We start from the raw sequence: 20,573 nt of genomic DNA on the forward strand, positions 1-20,573 counted from the left end.
TGATTTCAATCAATGCAACAGCTCGACTGCGGGCTTTTCTATTGAAAGAACGACGTGAATTTGCCAAGATCGGATCAAATTTTTTTGAGCGCTTTTTTCAAACGACGCATTACCGGGTAATGCGTTTACTTATTGAGGCAACCCCATGAAAGAATGTATCTCTTCTCCAAAAGCACCAGAAGCTATCGGTCCATATTCCCACGGTGCCAAGCACGGTAACCTGGTATTCACTTCCGGTCAGCTGCCTGTTTGCCGTGAGCTGGGTGGCGTGGTTGAAGGCGGCATCTCCGCTCAGTCCCATCAGTGCCTGAAAAACCTGCAAGCAGTTCTGGAAGCTGGCGGTTCTTCCCTGGAAGGCGTCCTGAAAACCACTTGCTACCTGTCTGACATCGAAGACTTCGGTGCCTTCAACGCAGTGTACGCTGAATACTTTGGTCAAGACTGCCCGGCTCGCAGCTGCTTCGCCGTTAAAGATCTGCCTCTGGGTGTTCTGGTTGAAGTGGAAGCGGTTGCTGCCTGCGCTTAATAGCCCATTGTTATTGGCTGGCCAATTCCCATGAATGACGACAGATTTCCTAGCTCTGTTGTCACCGGAGAGGCTGGCAGGCTCCCCTCAATACCTGCCTGCCAGCACTTCCACCAACACAAATCGACCTGCCAAACTGTTTTAATCATCTCAGGAGTTTTGCTGTGAAGCCTCAGTGGTCTCAGTACATCAATATCATTAAGTCCGTTGTTAAACCTGCACTGGGTTGCACTGAGCCTATATCTGCCGCTTACGCCGCCGCAGTAGCGACCAGCATCCTCGGCACCCAGCCAGAAAAAGTAACCGTAAAGGTTTCCGAAAACCTGTATAAAAATGCGGTAGGCGTTTTTGTTCCCGGCACCGGTTATAAAGGGCTTCATATTGCCGCAGCGGCTGGCGCAGTCGCTGGCGCTCCGGATATGGGCCTGGAAGTTCTTAAAGATATTTCTGCTGATGATGTAGCTGCCGCCAAACAGATGATTGACCAGGGTCAGATTGAAGTTGAAGCGATTGCGTCTGACGTGTTCATTTACTGTGAAGTGATTACTGAAGCAGGAACGGACAGGGCCACCGTTGAAATCAGTGGTGGACATACCCGCATCACAGAAAAAACACTGAATGGCGAAAGCCTCTTTAAACTGGACACCAGCAACGCCGACAGCGGTACCACGGAATCCGTTTGTGAAGGTGTTGATATCAGCGTCCGGGGCATTTACGAATTTGCCACAGAAATCGAGCCTGAAGCGATTCTGTTTATGAACGAAGCCGCAGAGCTTAACTGCGCACTGTCTCAGGAAGGCATGTCCAATGATTACGGTCTGAAAGTAGGCCGCACCATGATGGACCAGATCGACCAGGGCGTTCTGGGTGAAGACCTTATCAACCGTACCGTTATGCGCACATCCGCGGCCTCTGACGCACGCATGGGCGGTGCCGTACTGCCAGCGATGAGCAACTACGGCAGTGGTAACCAGGGCATCGCTGCCACCGTACCCGTTGTAGAGATGGCTCGTTTCAGAAACGTCGGTGAAGAAATGCAGGCCCGGGCACTGGCCATGAGCCACCTGATGGCTATCTACATCAAGTCCCACTACCCGCCGCTGTCTGCGTTCTGTGGCAACTCTGTCACCAGTTCAGCGTCTGCGTTTGCCATGACTTACCTGAGTGGCGGTTCTTTTGAGCAATGCAGCCATGCGATGCAGAACGTTATGAGTGACTGCTCCGGTATGGTCTGTGACGGTGCCAAGTCCAGCTGCGCTATGAAGGTAGCCACTTCTTCTGGTGCTGCGGTTCGATCTTGCCTGATGGCTCTGAGTGGCTCCGTAGCCAATGAGCAGGGCATTATTGCAGAGACCGTTGAAGACACCATCAGGAATGTGGGCAACATGGTTAGTACTGGAATGCCAAATACAGATCATGCCATTATTCGCATCATGACTGCCTGATACGTTTTTGATCTGTCAGTCTTGATTAAGAGCTTGCTCACACCCCTTTGTGAGCAGGCTCTTTTATCATGACAAACACGAAATCTGTGCAGTCAGTCGTTTTCTTTATGTGATAGAGGTGAAGTTCTGAAGCTTAACGTACTAGTATGTGGACGTTTCAGAAACGGGTAATTCATGGGTTTAATAACGTTAACTCCGGCAGATAAAGCAATGCTTGAATCAATAAAGCCGGTTGTGGATGGTATAGCCGCAGTCTCTGGCGGCCACACGGAAGTCCTGCTTCATAGCCTGGATAAAAATAATCCTTCTGTGATAAAAATTGCCAACGGCCATATAACTGGCCGCACTGAAGGAGCACCAGTCACCGATCTCGCCATGAGCAAACTGGCTGAAGGCCAGGATGTCACCACCAGCTACTTTACACAAACTGCCGATGGCAAAATGATGCGCTCGGTAACCACTGTGATCAGAAACCCGAAGGGGCAAGCCATTGCCCTGCTGTGCATCAATGTCAACCTGGACGCACCGTTTCGGGAAGTAGTCAGCTCAATGATACCCACCGCGCCAGCAGAAAAAGGTCATGACAACAGTCCGGAAAATTTTGCCAAAAATCTTGATGACCTACTGAACAGTTCTGTTACCAAGGCAATCCGCTCGGTAGAGTCCGATGATCAGGTTCTGCCCTCGTTGAAAAATAAAGCGATCATTGAACAACTGTTTCACCAGGGCATATTTGAACTGAAAGAGGCGATACAGTTTGTCGCGGATCACCTCTGCATCAGCCATCACACGGTTTATCGCCATTTAAGGGAATTGAAAAGCCGTTGATAACAAGCTCCCCGCAGCTGCCTGCCTGACTGTAACGATATTCTTTCATCTCTTGAATGCCTTACAGTCAGCCAGGTTTGTTGACAGGATTACAGCTACAGGAAGCCATTCACCAGAGTGAAAGGCCAGACTTTAAGCATTGCCCTGTTATAAGTCACAAGTTTTATAGCAAAGACAACAAGACACACAATTCCTTTCAATAACTGCTCATCTTCCTTATAAATGCTGTTCTCACTCTTTTGTCCGCCAGGGGCTAAATGCCCATTCGAATCCAAAGCAAAAAAACTTTCATTTACAGGCAGAAGCAACCTGTCACTCAAAGCCCCGGGAATATTAAGCAAAAGCGTATAGGATTTTGATGGTTCAAGATCATGTACGGCGTTTTCAGGAAATATCGGCTTCAACTGACGCTGTATCCATTCGGTGATTTCAGGATCAAGCCCGTGAAGCGCATAGTGAAGCTGAAGACGGTTTTCTTCCGCCCGTGACTTATTGGCAGCTTCAAACCTGTTTCTTTCCTTCCGCTCCCAGCCCGGCTCTGGCTCTACGCAAGATTTATTATAAAAGCGTTCCTGCTGTCTGACCCAATCTTTCCAGAGCGAAGAATAAGGTAATACAGGCAACCAGACTCTTTGAGAGTCCCTGGTTTGTGCATAGAAAATTTCTTCAAGCTGCACCGCCCGAGGCTTCCCCCCGGCATGGTTATCGAGTTTTTGCAGCGCATAAAAAGAAACCCATTTTCGCAATTCCGGAGTCTGGCTTTCAGGCAAAACTGATATCCACGAAAATAAGACAGAACGCTTCTCAATAACCCCGGATTTACAGCTTCTGCCCAAGTGATTATAAGTAGCGCAAATAGCAGCCAGCCGTTTCTCGATATAATCTACACGGTAGTATGGGCGTTGATTTCTGCGGTATACAACTTCATGATTTTGCCCATAATCCCGCTCATACGCTTCTTTATCCATGTCCTCCGCTAAATGCAGAAAGCGAGCCGGAAGCTCATTCGCATGGACTGCTGGCAAAAGTGTATTGAATAGTATGAATAATACGAGTTTTACTTCTTTTTTTATCATCTGTAAATTCTTGCTGAACCAGTAAAAACAAGCTTTTCTATAGCTTCTCTTCAATGCTCAGACTTTGCCTTTTTATGAAAGTTCACTTTTTATCTCTTTTGGAAAAGCTGTTCCTTTCATTCGACAACCATGACCCCGCTCCATAGAATACCGCTTTACCTAACTTGCACGCGGACATCAGTATGACCCCAAGCTCTCACCCTTACGATCAACTCACTCCGGATCGGGTGCTGGACGCCATTGAAAGCCAGGGTTATCTGTCCGATGCCCGTATTATGGCATTAAACAGCTATGAGAACCGCGTGTACCAGGTGGGCATTGAAGAAAGCTCGCCCATCATTGCCAAGTTTTACCGCCCTCAGCGCTGGAGCAAAGCACAAATTCTGGAAGAGCACGAATTCAGCCTGGAACTCCATGATATGGAATTTCCCATTGTTCCTCCGTTAAAGAACGAACAGGGTGAAACCCTGCATGAATTTGAAGGGTTTCAGTTTGCTCTCTTTGAGCGCAAAGGTGGCTATCCTCCAGAGTTGGATAACTTCGACCACCTGCTCACCCTGGGGCGTTGCATGGGCAGGCTACACCAGCTTGGGGCCGCTAAACCCTTCGGGCATCGTCCTGGCATCAACTTGCAGCGTTATGGCAGAGACAACGTCCAATGGCTGTTGGAAAACGATTTTATTCCTGTGGCGCTTCTGCCTGCTTATGAAACCCTGAGCAGAGATATTCTGGAAAAACTGGATAGCATCGAAAAGCATTATCAACCCAAACCCATCCGGGTTCACGGCGATGCCCACTGCGGCAACATCCTCTGGCGTGACGACAACGCTCATTTTGTTGATTTTGATGACACCTGTATGGCACCCGCTATTCAGGATTTATGGATGTTCCTCTCGGGTGATCGCGCCAACCAGACGGCGCAGCTGTCTGAACTACTGGAAGGATACAATGAATTCTACGACTTCAGCCCAATCGAGCTGAACCTGGTGGAGTATTTCCGAACCCTGCGCCTGATCAATTACAGCGGCTGGCTGGCAAAGCGGTGGAATGATCCGGCGTTTCCCATGGCCTTTCCATGGTTTAACACTGAACGCTACTGGTCTGAACATATTCTTGAATTAAGGGAACAGATGGCGATTTTAGATGAACCACCACTGTCCATCATGCCGTGAAACAGTTAAATAAAAATGCAACAATCGCAACATAACTTGTTATACTGACAACAACATAGATAGCCAGAGGCGTTTATTTTGTGGGTATCCACAACCAAACTTGCCAAGATTGAGGGCGTAACAACCCAGACAATAAGGCGAAAGATCGAAAGCGGTCATTACGAGAAAATAATGCAAACGAGCGGGGGTCACTACCGCATATTCATCAACCAGCAGAGGAAGATATGCTATGCAAGGGTTAGCTCAGGGAAGCAAAAATCTTCCATTGCTACGCAAAGGCGACGCTTGCTCGAAAGGTATCCTGACGCAGAATTTATCAGTGACATTGCCAGTGCTTTCAACTTTAAACGAAAAGGACTGCAAACCATTCTGGAATCAGCGATGTGCGACCATCCAACCCACATTGTGGTTACCACAAAAGACAGGCTCGCACGATCAGGATTCGAACTTATCAAGTGGCTCGTTGAATTATCAGGAGGACAAATCGAAGTTTTGGATGACTCGAATGGTTCCGGTGAAGCCTTTGATACCCATGAGCTTATCGGTTTCATTACCTCGTTCTGCAACAGCCACTACGGAAAGCGTTCCGCTAAAAGGCGCAAAGATCGTAGCATCAAAAAGGATCATAATTTACCCGGAGAATGAACCGGCCTACAGGGATGCACTTGCTCTTTACAGGCGTTCTTACAACCTGGCTGTAGAGCGGTTCCGCAATGACAAATACAAGGACGAAAATGGTAAATTTATTAATATGCGCCCGTCGATAAAGGCTCAGGTGGAGAAGGAGCAAAAAGACAATGGACGGGCTTATAACTCTATTATTTCAGATAATGGAACACTAGCGGCAGCGACAACATTCAAGTCTGTTTGCAGTAAAAACAAAAAACTCAAAGGGGCAAGTGAAGGTTTCTCAGAAATAAGTTTTAAGAGCCGTAAAGGAAGCAGGCACTCATTCTCTATTGATAGACTGCCAAAGGGATTGAACCCTTGCGTTAATGCGTTGGGCAGAATCCATCTAACGGAAGAAGTGCCTGCCGAAGCCATTGGTAAATCATGCGTTATTACCTGTGACAAAGGGCGCTGGTTCATTCAGGTTCAACAACACATAGAACTCAATGCCGATATCCAAGGCGCAGTGAAGTGTGTTGGGATAGACCCCGGAGTGCGAACTTTTGCTACCTGTTTCAGCGATAAAGAGGCTTTAATTGCAGGAAATGACTTTGCCAAAAAAAAGTTGTTCCCGCTTATGAAACGAGTTGACAATCTCATTGGGCAAAAACAAAAGATTCTGAACACCCAAAAAGGCATAAAGTTTCCTGACATGCCTCAGTGGGCGCAGGATCGTATTGTCAACTTTGACAAAGAGATTAACCGCCTCAAGTGCAAGAAAGATGACATTATTCTGGACTTGCATAACCGACTGGCGTTCGAGCTTGTATCCAATTATGACGTTATCTTTCTGCCGTCTTTCGAGACGAGGGGTATGGTCACGCGAAAAGACAAAAAGGTGCGTACCATACGCCGGAATACCTGCCGCCAGATGCTAGATCTCAATCATTACGGGTTTAAGGTGCGTTTGAAGTGGTACGCCAGAAAGTACGGAAAGCACGTTGTGGATTGCAATGAAGCGTACACGTCAAAGACCCGCTCATGGGATGGCAGTATTGATGATCGGCTTGGTTCATCAAAAGTTATAAAAGGCAATGGTTTCACCGTTGACAGAGACATCAACGGTGCGAGAAACGTCCTTCTTAAAAATCTAACAAGGCAGCTTGAGCCTTAATCATAACAACGAATGTTGCGTTCGTTGCGGTTTTAATCAAGAGAAAGAGTTGATGACGATTATTCATCGTCATCAAAGTTGTAAGCATCAGGCGCCAGGTTTTCAAAACGGGTGTACTGACCAATAAATGCCAGCCTGACAGAGCCGATAGGGCCATTACGCTGCTTACCAATGATAATCTCGCCCACCCCTTTGTACTCGGTATCCGGGTTATACACTTCATCACGGTAAATAAACATAATGACGTCAGCATCCTGCTCAATCGCTCCGGATTCACGCAGGTCGGAGTTAACCGGGCGCTTGTTAGGACGCTGCTCAAGGGATCGGTTCAACTGCGACAATGCAATAACCGGCACATTAAACTCTTTGGCAATGGCTTTCAGAGAACGGGAAATTTCAGAAATCTCGTTGGTTCGCCCCTGGTCGTAACCCGGTATCTGCATCAGTTGCAGATAGTCGATCATGATCATACCCAGCTCGCCATGCTCCCTGACAATCCGGCGGGCGCGGGAACGCATTTCTGAAGGACTGATACCGGCAGTATCATCAATAAACAACTTCTTATCCTTGATGCGCTCAACCGCCGACACCAGCTTGGGCCAGTCTTCTTCTTCCAGATTACCGGAACGCACCTTGGACTGGTTGATCCGCCCCAGAGAGGACAACATACGCATCATCAATTGTTCACTGGGCATTTCCAGACTGAAGACCATGATGCCCTTGTCGGTATTCAGCAATGCGTTTTCTACCAGGTTCATGGCGAAGGTCGTGTTATGAACACAGAAGTCTTCTGCAACAAAGTTATGGGTGTCCGGCACTGTCAGGTCGTATACCTGCTTGTCACCCTGAGGTTCTATAGCAACAATTTTGTCCCAGTAGACATCCGAGTTGGCAAGACGACGTAAATAGTCATCAGCAAAAAGTTCAGCAAATAAGGAAGCCCGCCTTCTGCTGATCCCACGTCGGCTTTTTCCTGTCAGGTGAGGGTTATAATTTTCGGGATAAGCCTTCCCGGCACTGGTGTAAATTTCTCTCCAGCTCCGGTCACTTTTCAGTTTTAAAATATACTCACAAACTGACTCTGGCAGGGTGTCACTATTGTCATGAGGTTTTTTTCCTGCCAGCGCCTTTCGAACCGCTTCAATACGATCCTCTTTGGCAAAAATATCAATATTGTCAATAAATGCCTGAATTGAAGACTGGCTCAGCACTTCCAGCTCATAAGGAACCTGCGCCCCCTCATAGCTGGTTACCTTATCTCTTACTTTGGCATTAACACCAAAGCGCAGCAGAAGATGTTGCAGCCCTTTGATCAGTTCATAGCTTGAGGATGAGTAGGATATACGGCACTGGCTGTTTGCCTGGACAAAAGCACTGCCATCACAAGTAAAGAGGTGACTCAGGAATATGGCCAGACTGTCTTTTTCCAACTGATAAACAATATCTGGTATTGTTTTTTCATGGGCCAGCCTGTTGTTCAGGCCGAGCGCATCCAGCCATTTTGTTAATGGGTTTTGATCACTCCAGACCGCCTGCTCATAGCCACCGGGAAACAGTTCTTCTGCGCGACCCCGCCGACGAGCTTCAAAAACCTGTTCCAGATCACTGCTAACCCTTACGGACGGAGTACCTTCACTGCCTTCAATGCGAACGCCTTTAACCCCACCGAAATCGTTAACCGCTGCAATAAAATCTTCCAGCACTCTTTCATTGCTATTGGTAAAGAGCAGAGAGGCCTGCGTTGTTCCGCCATCACCAATAAAATAAGCCATTAACCTGATTTTATGGTCAGGTAGACGCTTATGACCAAACACGGGTAAAACTCTTGGCACAGCAACGGCATCACCCACTTTGAGATTGCCCAGAGGCTGCCAGCCAGCACCCGACAGAAAAGGGTGGGTCAATGTAGTTTCTATGGTTCGCCCTAAAGCGGTCTTAACTTTAAAGACAGGTTTTAAGCCATCGTCCACAAAAGCCGATGGCGTTGCAGGACTTAGACGAAAATCATCCCCCAGAGAAAGCAGCGAACCAGACTGCCGGATAACAATATCATCAATCTTAACCAGCTCACCGGACTCAGGATCAAGCACACGACTACCTGAAACGATGCACTTACCCATGGACGGACGTGCAGCCACAATCACCATATCGGACGGCTGCATCCCCGACGTCATGTTATCCAGATCGGTAAAACCGGTGGTAATACCGGTAATGGCATCACCGGCATTAAACAGCTCGTCAATCTTCTTGACGGTGTTATCAAGGATTTCACGAACCCCCTGGGGGCCACCGGTTTTCGGACGTTCTTCGGCGATGTTGAAAACCAGACGCTCCGCTTCGTCCAGTACATCCTGACTGTTCAGACCTTCAGGGTTATAAGCCCTTTCAGTAATCTTCTGACTGATATTAATCAGTTTGCGAAGCACTGAGCGTTCCTGAATGATATTGGCATAGGCTTCAATGTTCGCAACCCCGGCCACACTGGACACCAGCTCAGTGATGTAAAGCATGCCACCGGCATCGTCCAGTTCTCCCTGACGATCCAGAGTGTCAGCCAGCATCAGCGGATCAAAAGGCAGGCTTTCATTAGCGGACTTTGCCATCGCCGTATAGATGATACGATGGCGGGGATGGTAAAAATCATCACCCGTGATTTTATCCCCAACCTTGTCCCACGCTTCGTTATCCAGCATCAGGCCGCCCAGCACAGACTGCTCCGCCTCAATAGAATGAGGCGGAGTTTTCAGGTTAACTGTTGCTTGATCAATGGGTAATTCAGCTTCTTGCAGGGTACTTTGCATGGCCATAATAAACAGGTTGTCAGTTAGCACTACAGAATACCGCAACTCAACCGTGGTAGACAGAGTGAATTTTTGGGCATGATAATTAAATCACAAGCTACACTACGCCTTCCTTAGTGTATTTCAATGGCCATTTCAGTGCGCAACTATTACTTGTGTTTACTCTTATTTTTTGGCATTGCTTCCCACGGGATGGATCCCCCCCCGATACAACCAAAGCCAGACTCACAGTCCTGCAACGAGATAAGGGCAATAGAGTCCATTGCGGAGTTTATCTCTAAAGCAGTCGAATTGAGTCATACCGGAAGGGTGCTTGTTGTATTTGACCTCGACAATGTGCTGATAAGAACACAAACAAGAAAGACCGTTTCGCAAGAACAGTATGAACCTGAATTTTTGCAGCTCGGACCGGAAATGTGGAGGGAAATGCAAAATGTAAGAGCTTCTTGCGCATTCAGCATGACGGGTTCTTATAATGCTCAGGCCTGCGGCCTGACTCATCAAAAACCAACAACAAGCGGGCACAATTATATTCCTGGCAGGCTGGCAGGATGGGTCAATCATTTAACGAAAATAACAGATGTTATTGGGTTAACAATGAGAAGTAGTCGGTCTCAAGCCCGTCTGAGGCAATCAGGTATTAATCTTACGGGACAAAGCAATGCCATTGATATAGTAACTACTCAAACGCATTTTATAAACTCACAAAATTCAGGGTATAGAGAAAACATCATATATACCAACCATAATCCTAAAGGGAATTATCTGTTAGAGTTTTACAACCTCAGTAATGAATACGATACCGTTTTATTCATTGATGACTTACCGGGTAATGTCCAGAATGTTGTCAACACGTTAAGCGCAGCCGGTATTAACGTACTCGGTTTTTGGCTAAAGTCGGAAACTCTGGGCAAATATCAACCACCGCAGGCCGAGGCATATAAATCTCGTGCTTTCTTTTTCCACCCCAAGCCTGACGGTGATGATGACAATGACGATACGGAAAACGGGGAAAGCGACGATTCATGGCCTGACATTAATTAAACTTAACACCTGAACGACAAAAACCGTCTAATTCTAATCCGCAGTTTAAACCAACCCTTAAACACCGATTTCCCCACCATCGTTCTTCATAATAACCACGGTTGATGCCCTTGGCCTTACCGATACCCCGACGGGTGTCTCTTCAGCCGCATTGGTGCTGTAAGGCCAGTTTGACGGATGCTGAATATTCACAAAGAAATTTTTGTTATCCCCTGTAAAGGCAAGGCCAGTCACTTCACAACCATTAGGGCCAACAAAAAACCGCCGTAGCTGATCCTGATTATTTCCATCAATCACAGGCTCGCCAGAGTCGGCATTACTCAGTCTGGATGGAATCACTGCCAGCATCTGATCATTGGTGTTTTCCTCTACTTCATCAGCACCGTTGTCAGTCTGAATCCAGAGGATACCGCGACTATCGAAAGCCAGACCATCCGGGCTGGCAAACTCATTACGAGCCGTTAAACCAGACCGATTGGTGACACTGTCACCACTGGCTGGCGAGCCAAAGACAAAGAAATCCCAGGTAAACTCCGTCGCCGCAGCACCTTCCTGCCAGCGAATGATATGACCAAATTTATTGTTTGTTCTTGGATTGGGCGTATTAGCGTCTGTGCGATTGGTGTTATTGGTCAGTGTCACATAAACCAGTCCGGTAGCGGGGTCTACCGCGGTCCACTCCGGGCGATCCATAGGCGTTGCTCCAACCTCATCACCTGCCCACGGACAATTCAGAATAATCTCCGCCTGCGAACCTACCACTTCTTTCAGGGTTTTACCCGATTGGGTTATCGTGCTTTCCAGCAAAGGAATCCAGGAACCCTTACCCTCTTCATTAAACCGGGCAACGAACAGAATGCCATCATCCATATATTCTGACCCAACACGAAGCCGGTCAGTCCGGCTGGCATCCGCAGGATCCCACAACTTAGTCGACACATATTTGTAGATATACTCAAAGTGCCCATCATGCCCTGTGTAAAAAACCACAGGTTTGCCTTTTTCCAGCTTGCCAAAAGTGACATCTTCATGACGAAAACGCCCCAGGGCTGTGCGTTTAACAGGGCGGGAGGCAGGGTTATAAGGATCGATTTCGACAATATAACCATGCCCATTGGCTTCGTTGCGGAAGTCTTCCTTAGCATCGGCTCCTGAAGGCGTGACATTGAACCGTGCAAACTCGTCGTATAAACCGCCTTCAGCCGTCTCCCAGCTATAACGAGTCTCCTCTGTCGGAATACCCATTCTTACCTGACCCGTGCCCTGTGTGCCTTTATTCACAAAAACATAAGGCCAGTTCTCTTCACAGGTAAGATAAGTGCCCCAGGGCGTATAACCATTACCGCAGTTGTTGTTAGTGCCCCTTGCAATATTCTCAACGCCACGACCTGTCGTGTATTTAGTAACCAGTAAACCACTGCCTGCGATGGGGCCTGTCACATCCATTTCGGTAGCAGAAGTAATACGACGATTATAAGCGCTGCCTGTCACAACATCCCAGACACCATCGACCAGCCTGATATGCACCACAGAAATACCATGGGCATTGATTTCCTTACGAACTTCTTCCGCCGGACGCTTTCCGTCAACCACTGTAGCGCCACTCGGATGCAACGCACTCTGGTCAATGTACTCATGGTTAATACACAACAGACCTTCCGTATCGCTGCCATTCAGCGGAAAAAAGTGCATACCGTCGTGATGCATTCCCACCGCATTGAGCTGGTCCTGTGACGTATTGCTTCCGTCGTTTTTCCACGGGTTCGCCTGACTGTTTAGCGGTGTTCCCCAGGGAGCCAGAATCTGTGCGCTGTATCCAGCAGCTACAGCCACTGCGTTTAGTTTGGCACCGGGGATGGAATCAAAGCCCAGCTTTAATTCAGCCGGAGGTGTCACATCATCGTCATCGGAATCATTGAGCTCACAGCCAGCCAGCCCCAGGCCTGATAAAAAACCCATCGCCGCAAGGCCGAATCCGCCCCGTAAAATACCACGCCGGCTCAGCTCGGCATCCAATACAGACGACATCGGCTTATTTTGGCTGGTGTTATAAATCGTTGGATCAGAAATCTCTTTGCTCATGTTTTCTCACCTTTGTTATTTCTATAAGCAGTGAAATCTACGTTGTTATTGTCTGCTTCAGAGTTATCGTGACGAGAATCATTAAACGACAGCTATATGTCAGATAGGTGACTAACACATGAAAGAAATATTTCATGTGCATCTTTTTCTCTGCACGCAAAAAAAATGCCCGCAGAAACCTGCGGGCATTTTTCATCAAGTGTTATTGAGCCTGAAATTACTCAGCTTCAATGAATACCTTGATAGCAGCAGCAACGTCAGTGTGCAGCTGGATAGCCACGTCGTATTCGCCGGTGGCGCGAATAGGACCTTCTGGCATACGGATTTCGCTCTTGGCAACAGCAACACCAGCAGAGGTGATGGCTTCAGCCAGGTCGCGAGGACCGATAGAACCGAACAGTTTACCTTCGTCGCCTGCCTTAGCAGTCAGGGTCAGTTCGATTTCTGCCATTTCAGCAGCGCGCTTCTCAGCACCAGCCAGCTTCTCGGAAGCTGCTTTTTCCAGTTCAGTACGACGAGCTTCGAAAGCAGCTACATTGTCTTTAGTCGCTGGAACAGCCTTGCTGAATGGAATCAGGAAGTTACGACCGTAACCAGACTTAACGGTTACCTTGTCGCCCAGGTCGCCCAGATTGGCGATTTTCTCAAGCAGGATAACGTCCATCGCTAACCTCTTACCTTTATTTTGGCCCGTTCTGCGCGCTTCGGTTTGCCGCCCTTCGACGGAAATCAAACACGCTATCAAAACAAGCGGTCAAAACAATAACCGGGTATGCCAGTTGCGTGACTAAAATCAGCAACACATACATGCCTACCAGCCAGAAGCTTCCCAGCTGTTTCAGGTTTACCAGCCCGTGTACGAGGGCAATACCTGCAATAAACAGCGGCAGCGAAGCTATTGGAATCAACGCTGTCAACACAGGTGACAGGGCCGATCCACCCAGAGTCAGGGCCAGCAATGCCATGCTGACAACAGGTGGTAGTTTCACCCGGCGGAATTCTTCACCGAATCCGCCAGGGTTGTATAACGCCGACTGCCAGGCTCGCGCCAGAACCAGCGACAACACACTGCTGCCCAGGGTAAACCAGGCAAGCATTCCTACCACGCCGTACTCAACTAACGGTTTCAGCTGAGTTCCTATGTCGACCGCGCTCTCTGCGCCCTGCCCCGGCAGAATCTTCATAAGAAGACCCATCACTGCCTCGGTGAGCAGAGCGATTTGCTGCGGTGCCAGCTGGAACAGTGAAAGAGCCATCGCTCCCCCAATCGGAACCAGCGCCAGGAGAGTCTTCGGCCAGGAAACCGTCTGGCGTAATGTACAGGCCAGTAGCGTAGTCGCCAGCAGACCTGTTATCACGTTGAACTGACCAGCGGCTGCCCAGCCTATGGCCGGAAGCAGAGCCCACATCAGCAGTTTCAGGCCGTGATCAATACCACGTCGTAGTATTACCAGGGCAATAACCGCTGAGCTGAGCCAGAACAACATCGGGATGCTGGCAAACAACACGGCCAGAAACAGAGCTTGTCCGGGGCCACGCATTGCATAATTTGCCAGTCCACGCATTAGCTATACCTTAGTTCCAATTACCGGATATCAGTGACGATCGGTGAATGGCAGCAGTGCCACGTAACGAGCGCGCTTGATAGCAGTAGCCAGCTGACGCTGGTAACGAGCCTTAGTACCGGTAATACGGCTAGGTACGATCTTACCAGTTTCAGAAATGTAGGCTTTCAGGGTGTTCAGATCTTTGTAATCGATCTCTTTCACGCCTTCAGCGGTGAAACGGCAAAACTTCCTGCGACGGAAAAAACGTGCCATGACAACGTCTCCTTAAATTAAGCGAGTAATGATTATTCAGCGGCTTCGGCAGCTGGAGCTTCTTCAGCAGCTGGAGCAGCTTCTTCACGACGCTCTTCACGACGCTCTTCACGACGATCGTCGCGGCGATCTTCGCGACGGTCGTCACGACGGTCACGCTTCTCTTCAGCCTGCATCATGATGGAAGCTTCAGTGATCGCTTCGTCACGACGGATAACCATGTTACGGATAACGGCATCGTTGTAACGGAAGTTGTCAGTCAACTCGCTCAGGACTTCGTTGCCACACTCAATGTTCATCAGAACATAGTGAGCTTTGTGGATTTTGTTGATTGGGTAAGCCAGCTGGCGACGGCCCCAATCTTCCAGACGGTGTACCTGACCGCCATTTTCGGAGATAGCGCGGGTGTAACGCTCTACCATCGCTGGTACTTGCTCGCTCTGGTCTGGATGAACCAGGAAAACAATTTCGTAATGACGCATTATTTGCTCCTTACGGGTTAAACAGCCTCCCGCTCACCTTTCAAAAAGCTAATGCAAATAGCAATAGCTAAGAGAAAGTGCGGTAAGGCAAGGAGTTGGACAAATGTACCAAGTAATGACAGCCCACAGCCATCAGAACCCTGCACACCTAGCCCAGCATACAAAGAGCCGGAATTTTAGAGAACTGTGACTATAGTTGCAAGCAGGATCGGTCACCGGGAGGTAAGTGCATACGCTACATTACCTCGACGGCAGCCCTTGTTTTCATTTTTTCATGTCAAGCTCCCTCTTGCGTTCACGTGCAAGGCGGAGTTTCTCATTCAACTCCCTAATAATGGCCTTCAGAGTGGAAGAATCCCCAGAGCCACCCATAGCAACCTCTGGAGCATCTGGTAATGTGTCTGCAGGTTCTTGAACACGCCTGTTTGGGGAACGGAGAGATGCCAGCCTTTCATTGGCTTTCCTAAGTGCTTGAACGAAAGACTGGATATCATTATCAATTTCTTCAAGCGTTTTCTGAGCTGCATTGTAGTCTGCAGGGATATTTTTTTGGGGCTCGTTTTTTCTGGGAGGGCGTTTGCCACCGCCACCGGAAGATGCCCCTGCGGCCCCTCTGGCTCCCGACCCTTGCTGCCTCTTTTGTTGTGAAGTGGAGGCTCCTGACGCACCACTGTCACTTTTCTGTTTTTGCTTTTTCCCATGTTGATGGTTTTTCCCATCCGTCGGTTCTTCTCCATTGTGAGCATCGCCAATGGGTTTGATCACGGCTTGACCGAAATCTGAAAAGCTGAGCTTGTATGCATCGCCCAGAGAGTACTCATACGCCTTATTTTCAAACTTTGCGCTCTCGATAGTTACACTTTCAAGGGAGGGCCCGTGGTCAGGCGATGAATAAAAAAGTTCAGGATATGGATGAAATACATAATGCCCTTCGTAAGCTTCCAGAAAAGTACCTTTGTCACTTTCCGGAACTCTGTCGCTATTTTTATTCATACTGAACACTGTATCCGGACTAACCGCTACATCAGAGCTGATCGCTTCAGCAACAGTGCCGATTACAGCAATTGCCTTCTCGGAAAGCATAGTGGCAATAACGGCCCTCTGATTTAAGTCGGAGTAAAAGCCATCAACGGTAATAACGACAGAACCTTGCGGGTGGATAAAAGTCAGGGCGTTATTCACGGGGGTGTATTTTATCCTGACATTGGATCTGGCAATACGTTTCAGGTTTCGAAAATAGGGGCTGAGTTTCTCCTGAGACACTGATTGGCTTTTGGGGCTGTTAATAAAATGAAGTGAGTACTGGTCCGTGTTGTCCTGATGGATAATAAGTTGGAGATTATTATCAGGCGTACTGACTAAAAACCTTTTGTTCTCCGCCTCCTTAAATAATTGAGGGTAAGCAACTCTTAAACTGTTTTGCTTTTTTATGGAAAGACAGGGACCTGGAAAGAAATCACTACATTCACTGACTTGAGCACTCACACCAACACCTGGCAGTTCTGAATAAATACTACTGAAAGCCAAAGACGATAAGGACATAAAACAGACAGCAAAAGAAATGTGACAATATTTCACAACGACTCCTTATTCAGTTCTTAATTTAATAATTTATGCGATGCGAAAACCGCTCCTGTTATTTAGCAGTAACTTATGTGAATGCAAGAAAAAAAACAGAAAGGGCGCAGCTCGATGACTGCGCCCTTGCTACTTAAGGGGCGCAGCATTCAATAACTTACCGGGCTGTTGGCTGTTGGCTGTTGGCTATTAGCTGCTCATACAGCCAACCGCCAAAAGCCAACAGCGGTATATTATGTTCTGCTGCTTCCCTAAGACCTCTGCCGCACGGCTTCAAACAGGCAAACACCGGTAGCCACCGATACGTTCAGGCTACTGACAGTGCCCGCCATGGGAATAAACACCAGAGAGTCGCATTTATCCCTGGTCAGGCGGCGCATCCCCTTGCCTTCCGCTCCCATCACCAGGGCCATAGAGCCTTTAAGGTCTGCCTCATAGACATTGCCAGCACTTTCGCCAGCAGTACCAATCATCCAGACACCACGCTCTTTCAGCCACTCCATGGTACGGGACAGGTTGGTCACCTGAACCAGTGGCACATTGTCGGCAGCGCCACAGGCCACTTTTCTGGCGGTGGCGTTCAGACTGGCTGATTTGTCTCTGGGGGTAATCATGGCATGCACACCCGCAGCGTCAGCCGTACGCAGGCAGGCACCCAGATTATGAGGGTCTGTGACACCATCCAGAATCAACAGGAAAGGCGGCTCATCCAGATTGTCCAGAAGGTCTTCAAGATCACCTTCCCGATAGACTTTTGCCTGTGCGACACGGGCAACAATACCCTGATGGACACCGCCGTCTACTCTGCCATCCAGGCGGTTGCGTTCTACAAAACGTACGGTCACGCCCTGACGACGAGCGTCGTCAACTAACTGATTTATCCGCTTGTCGGTCCGGCCTTTCTGAATCATCAGTTCCAGCACTTTTTCCGGCGAGTGCTCAAACAGGCTCTGCACAGCGTGCAGGCCAAAAACAACATCATCATTCATGGGAATCGTTCAATCCTGTGAAAACCTTACTGTTCAGATAGTTTTGACATTCAGCCAATGGGGTTTGGGTAACCTGAACCAGAAAGGAAACGTCATGCAGCCATTAACGGCGATAAAAAGGGAAGCAGGGATATTAACACGGCGAGCCGCTTCAGGTCTGTCAGCTCTCCCCCTCCTCATTTTCACAAAAAAAGGAGGGAGCGGAGCGGGGGCAGGGATCAGGAGGAAGCTTTGCGCTTTCTCGGCTGACGCCCTTTTGGCTGGGCCTGAGACGGGTTTGTATCAGCTTTTACCTTGCCAGTATTTTTTCTGGAAGATTTAGGGCCGCTTACATTTTTAGTCTTTTTCTTCTGACCTTTGGGTGGCTTACGTCTCTTGCCACCCTTTTTTCCCTTTTCATCATCTTTTGCCGCTTCCATCAGTGCTTTTTTGGCGGCACGGCTTTTAGCGACACTGACTAGCTGTTTACCACCTGATTTTTTTGATCCGGTTTTACGGCTGGTGCGAGATTTTCGAGGCTTTAAGGACACACCACCTGCCAGCTCAAAATCCACCTTTTTGTCTTCGATGTTGACATTGCTGACTATGATTTCCATCTCATCGCCAAGACCAAAGCGTCGGCCTGTGCGCTCACCGCGCAGACACTGGTGAACATTGTCGTAATGGTAGTAATCGCCCGGAAGACTGGTGACGTGTACCAGACCTTCAACAAAGATGTCTTCCAGCGCCACAAACAGACCAAAACCGGTAACGGCTGAAACAACACCTCTGTAAGTTTGACCAATATGCTGCTGCATGTACTCACACTTCAGCCAGTCCATGGCGTCACGGGTCGCCTCATCGGCCCGGCGTTCTGTGGTTGAACAGTGCTCGCCCATGGCTTCAACCCGGGCATCGTCGTAAGGGTAAATCGTCTTGGGATTCATATCCCTGGCACCGACACGGGTCACATGACGACTGGGAACCGGCGAGCGGACAATATGACGAATCGCACGATGCACCAGCAAATCCGGATAACGACGAATAGGCGAGGTAAAGTGGGCATAGGCATTAAACGCCAGACCAAAATGCCCCTGGTTATCCGATGTGTAAAGCGCCTGACTCATGGAGCGCAACACCATGGTCTGGATCACCTGAAAATCAGGGCGACCCCGGACTTCTTCCAGCAAAGCCTGCAAATCAGCGGGCTTAATCTTCCCCTGTGGAATCGACAGCCCAAGACTACCCAGGAACATATTCAGGTTCAGTCGTTTTTCCAGCGTCGGGCCTTCATGAACCCGGTACAACCCCGGCACACCATGCTTTTCAAGAAAACGGGCGGCGCATACGTTGGCGCTCAGCATGCACTCTTCAATGACCTTGTGGGCGTCATTACGAACGGCTGGCACAATTTTGTCGATCTTGCGGTTGCGACCAAAGACAATCTGGGTTTCAACGGTTTCAAAATCAATGGTTCCACGATCTGCCCGCACCTGCTTAAACACTTTGAACAGGTTGTACAGTTCTTCAATATGGGGAACCAGCGCCTTGCGTTGCTGACGATTCGCCTTCCCGTCATCAGACAGTGGTCTGTCGAGCATTGACCAGACCTGATTGTAAGTCAGTCGGGCATGGGAACGGATCAGACCTTCATAGAATTTGTAGCCGGAAATCTTGCCTCTGGCGCTGATGGTCATTTCACAAACCATAGCCAGTCGATCCACCTCCGGGTTCAGGGAACATAAGCCGTTGGATAAAATTTCCGGCAACATCGGTATAACCGTTCCGGGAAAGTATACCGATGTCCCCCGGTTATGGGCTTCTTTATCAAGGGCCGAACCGGGTCTTACATAATGGGACACATCCGCAATGGCAACATAAAGACGCCAGCCACCGCTTTTTTTGGTTTCGCAGAACACCGCATCGTCAAAGTCCCGGGCATCTTCGCCATCAATGGTCACAAACGGCACTTCCCGTAAATCAACCCGGTGTCGCTTATCCTTTTCCGCTACCTCAGATTTAAAACTAACGATTTGTTCTTCTACTTCCGGCGGCCATTCACGGGGAATGCCGTGGGTGTGAACCGCCACATCCACTTCCATGCCAGCGTCCTGGCGCTCTCCGAGAATCTGTTTGACCAACCCCATCGGCTGAGTGCGTCGACCCGGCTGCTCAATGATTTCCAGCAGAACATACTGCCCCCGGGAAGGCATCATGGGACCAGGCTTAACCAGAATTTCCCGACCAATACGGGAATTTTCAGGCACAACAATGCTGGAACCGGATTCGTCGTAATACCTGCCCACCAGCTGGGTAGTATTACGCTCCAGAACTTCAATGATCTGACCTTCCCGACGACCACGGCGGTCAACGCCCGTTTCCCGTACAACCGCCCGATCACCATGAAACAGCTGTCGCATTTCCCGCCAGGAAAGGTACAGGTCTTCAGAACCGTCGTCAGGAATCAAAAAGCCAAAGCCGTCTTTGTTACCCTGAACCCGACCTTTAACCAGATCCATCTTACTGAGCAGACCAAAGGTGCCTTTGCGGGTTTCGTGCAGTTGCCCGTCACGAATCATGGCCTTGAGACGGAACAACAGAGCTTCCCGCTGCTCCGGTTCTGTAATTTTTAACTCTGCGCACAATGCCTTATGGCTGGCAGGAGCGCCCCGCTGATCAAGGAGTTCCATGATAAAAAGTCTGCTGGGAATCGGCGAAGCATAGCGGGATGCCTCTTGAGCCGCCTGTGGGTCGGTATCTTTCCACCCTTTGGACATGCGGTTATTTAACCTCTTGGCATTGGGAACAGGACGTAGTGTGAAACATAATGGCCGGGTGTTGTATATGGAATCAAAGTTTAAACACAGTTTTAGTGTAACCTGAAGCGACCCTTCCGGGATATAAATTACCCACAGAATTTCATTTGACCGGGCACTCAATAGCTGTCAGCCAAACTAACTCTTTTGTT

Annotated in this window: 17 protein-coding genes; 7 read left to right on the forward strand and 10 right to left on the reverse strand. The window is 48.9% G+C overall.

Going from position 1 to position 20,573, the window contains the following annotated elements:
• Nucleotides 1–145 precede the first annotated feature (145 nt).
• The 3 genes from NX720_RS08200 (at nt 146) to NX720_RS08210 (ending at nt 2,799) form a co-directional block, all read left to right on the forward strand.
• Nucleotides 146–526 (forward strand): RidA family protein, encoded by a 381-nt coding sequence (locus tag NX720_RS08200; protein WP_262600622.1) that lies wholly within the window; start codon nt 146–148, stop codon nt 524–526.
• A 164-nt stretch (nt 527–690) separates the two neighbouring features.
• A complete protein-coding gene (locus tag NX720_RS08205) occupies nt 691–1,971 on the forward strand; it encodes an L-cysteine desulfidase family protein (RefSeq protein ID WP_262600623.1) in 1,281 nt (426 codons plus the stop codon).
• Nucleotides 1,972–2,181: 210 nt separating this feature from the next.
• A complete protein-coding gene (locus NX720_RS08210; RefSeq protein WP_262600625.1) occupies nt 2,182–2,799 on the forward strand; it encodes a helix-turn-helix transcriptional regulator in 618 nt (205 codons plus the stop codon).
• Nucleotides 2,800–2,894: 95 nt separating this feature from the next.
• Here the strand turns inward: NX720_RS08210 and NX720_RS08215 are convergent, their stop codons facing one another.
• Nucleotides 2,895–3,875, reverse strand: a complete 981-nt coding sequence (locus tag NX720_RS08215; RefSeq protein WP_262600626.1) for a hypothetical protein — start codon at nt 3,873–3,875, stop codon at nt 2,895–2,897.
• A gap of 182 nt (nt 3,876–4,057) precedes the next feature.
• Here NX720_RS08215 and NX720_RS08220 point away from each other — a divergent pair, with 182 nt between their 5' ends.
• The 3 genes from NX720_RS08220 (at nt 4,058) to NX720_RS08225 (ending at nt 6,830) form a co-directional block, all read left to right on the forward strand.
• A complete protein-coding gene (locus NX720_RS08220) occupies nt 4,058–5,047 on the forward strand; it encodes a serine/threonine protein kinase (protein ID WP_262600627.1) in 990 nt (329 codons plus the stop codon).
• A 171-nt stretch (nt 5,048–5,218) separates the two neighbouring features.
• On the forward strand, nt 5,219–5,692 hold the full coding sequence (locus NX720_RS27045) for a recombinase family protein (RefSeq protein ID WP_404831083.1): 474 nt from the start codon (nt 5,219–5,221) through the stop codon (nt 5,690–5,692).
• Nucleotides 5,580–6,830, forward strand: a complete 1,251-nt coding sequence (locus NX720_RS08225) for an RNA-guided endonuclease InsQ/TnpB family protein (protein WP_404831057.1) — start codon at nt 5,580–5,582, stop codon at nt 6,828–6,830. The genes NX720_RS27045 and NX720_RS08225 overlap by 113 nt, the downstream gene beginning before the upstream one ends.
• A gap of 59 nt (nt 6,831–6,889) precedes the next feature.
• Here NX720_RS08225 and dnaB read toward each other — a convergent pair whose 3' ends face one another.
• The gene (gene dnaB / locus NX720_RS08230) at nt 6,890–9,637 is read right to left on the reverse strand and encodes a replicative DNA helicase (protein WP_318654107.1); all 2,748 of its coding nucleotides are present in this window, start codon (nt 9,635–9,637) and stop codon (nt 6,890–6,892) included.
• Between the two features lie 120 nt (nt 9,638–9,757).
• Between dnaB and NX720_RS08235 the strand changes: the two genes are divergently transcribed.
• Nucleotides 9,758–10,675 (forward strand): DUF2608 domain-containing protein, encoded by a 918-nt coding sequence (locus NX720_RS08235; RefSeq protein WP_262600630.1) that lies wholly within the window; start codon nt 9,758–9,760, stop codon nt 10,673–10,675.
• 57 nt (nt 10,676–10,732) lie between these two features.
• Here the strand turns inward: NX720_RS08235 and NX720_RS08240 are convergent, their stop codons facing one another.
• From NX720_RS08240 to rnr, 8 genes are all read right to left on the reverse strand, one after another.
• Entirely contained in the window at nt 10,733–12,757 is a 2,025-nt protein-coding gene (locus NX720_RS08240; RefSeq protein WP_262600631.1) for a PhoX family protein, read from the reverse strand.
• Between the two features lie 217 nt (nt 12,758–12,974).
• Entirely contained in the window at nt 12,975–13,421 is a 447-nt protein-coding gene (gene rplI, locus NX720_RS08245) for a 50S ribosomal protein L9 (RefSeq protein ID WP_262600632.1), read from the reverse strand.
• Nucleotides 13,422–13,437: 16 nt separating this feature from the next.
• Nucleotides 13,438–14,322, reverse strand: coding sequence for a YybS family protein (locus tag NX720_RS08250; protein WP_262600633.1), 885 nt, complete (start codon nt 14,320–14,322; stop codon nt 13,438–13,440).
• Between the two features lie 30 nt (nt 14,323–14,352).
• Complete coding sequence (rpsR, locus tag NX720_RS08255; RefSeq protein ID WP_262564899.1) at nt 14,353–14,577, reverse strand: 30S ribosomal protein S18; 225 nt, start codon at nt 14,575–14,577, stop codon at nt 14,353–14,355.
• Between the two features lie 32 nt (nt 14,578–14,609).
• On the reverse strand, nt 14,610–15,059 hold the full coding sequence (gene rpsF, locus NX720_RS08260; RefSeq protein ID WP_262600635.1) for a 30S ribosomal protein S6: 450 nt from the start codon (nt 15,057–15,059) through the stop codon (nt 14,610–14,612).
• Nucleotides 15,060–15,323: 264 nt separating this feature from the next.
• Entirely contained in the window at nt 15,324–16,322 is a 999-nt protein-coding gene (locus tag NX720_RS08265; RefSeq protein ID WP_262600636.1) for a hypothetical protein, read from the reverse strand.
• 566 nt (nt 16,323–16,888) lie between these two features.
• The gene (rlmB, locus tag NX720_RS08270; RefSeq protein ID WP_262600637.1) at nt 16,889–17,626 is read right to left on the reverse strand and encodes a 23S rRNA (guanosine(2251)-2'-O)-methyltransferase RlmB; all 738 of its coding nucleotides are present in this window, start codon (nt 17,624–17,626) and stop codon (nt 16,889–16,891) included.
• 218 nt (nt 17,627–17,844) lie between these two features.
• The gene (gene rnr / locus NX720_RS08275; RefSeq protein ID WP_262600638.1) at nt 17,845–20,382 is read right to left on the reverse strand and encodes a ribonuclease R; all 2,538 of its coding nucleotides are present in this window, start codon (nt 20,380–20,382) and stop codon (nt 17,845–17,847) included.
• Nucleotides 20,383–20,573 lie beyond the last annotated feature (191 nt).

This window comes from Endozoicomonas euniceicola (assembly GCF_025562755.1).
In the GTDB taxonomy this organism is placed as follows: domain Bacteria; phylum Pseudomonadota; class Gammaproteobacteria; order Pseudomonadales; family Endozoicomonadaceae; genus Endozoicomonas_A; species Endozoicomonas_A euniceicola.

What these genes read in the sequence shown, in the direction of transcription:
- NX720_RS08210 (WP_262600625.1), top strand. Translation starts at nt 2,182, where the DNA reads ATGCTTGAATCAATAAAGCCGGTTGTGGATGGTATAGCCGCAGTCTCT.
- NX720_RS27045 (WP_404831083.1), top strand. Translation starts at nt 5,219, where the DNA reads ATGCAAACGAGCGGGGGTCACTACCGCATATTCATCAACCAGCAGAGG.
- rnr (WP_262600638.1), bottom strand. Translation starts at nt 20,382, where the DNA reads ATGTCCAAAGGGTGGAAAGATACCGACCCACAGGCGGCTCAAGAGGCA.
- NX720_RS08220 (WP_262600627.1), top strand. Translation starts at nt 4,058, where the DNA reads ATGACCCCAAGCTCTCACCCTTACGATCAACTCACTCCGGATCGGGTG.
- NX720_RS08200 (WP_262600622.1), top strand. Translation starts at nt 146, where the DNA reads ATGAAAGAATGTATCTCTTCTCCAAAAGCACCAGAAGCTATCGGTCCA.
- rpsR (WP_262564899.1), bottom strand. Translation starts at nt 14,577, where the DNA reads ATGGCACGTTTTTTCCGTCGCAGGAAGTTTTGCCGTTTCACCGCTGAA.
- NX720_RS08250 (WP_262600633.1), bottom strand. Translation starts at nt 14,322, where the DNA reads ATGCGTGGACTGGCAAATTATGCAATGCGTGGCCCCGGACAAGCTCTG.
- NX720_RS08235 (WP_262600630.1), top strand. Translation starts at nt 9,758, where the DNA reads ATGGCCATTTCAGTGCGCAACTATTACTTGTGTTTACTCTTATTTTTT.
- dnaB (WP_318654107.1), bottom strand. Translation starts at nt 9,637, where the DNA reads ATGGCCATGCAAAGTACCCTGCAAGAAGCTGAATTACCCATTGATCAA.
- NX720_RS08215 (WP_262600626.1), bottom strand. Translation starts at nt 3,875, where the DNA reads ATGATAAAAAAAGAAGTAAAACTCGTATTATTCATACTATTCAATACA.
- NX720_RS08225 (WP_404831057.1), top strand. Translation starts at nt 5,580, where the DNA reads ATGAGCTTATCGGTTTCATTACCTCGTTCTGCAACAGCCACTACGGAA.
- rpsF (WP_262600635.1), bottom strand. Translation starts at nt 15,059, where the DNA reads ATGCGTCATTACGAAATTGTTTTCCTGGTTCATCCAGACCAGAGCGAG.
- rlmB (WP_262600637.1), bottom strand. Translation starts at nt 17,626, where the DNA reads ATGAATGATGATGTTGTTTTTGGCCTGCACGCTGTGCAGAGCCTGTTT.
- rplI (WP_262600632.1), bottom strand. Translation starts at nt 13,421, where the DNA reads ATGGACGTTATCCTGCTTGAGAAAATCGCCAATCTGGGCGACCTGGGC.
- NX720_RS08240 (WP_262600631.1), bottom strand. Translation starts at nt 12,757, where the DNA reads ATGAGCAAAGAGATTTCTGATCCAACGATTTATAACACCAGCCAAAAT.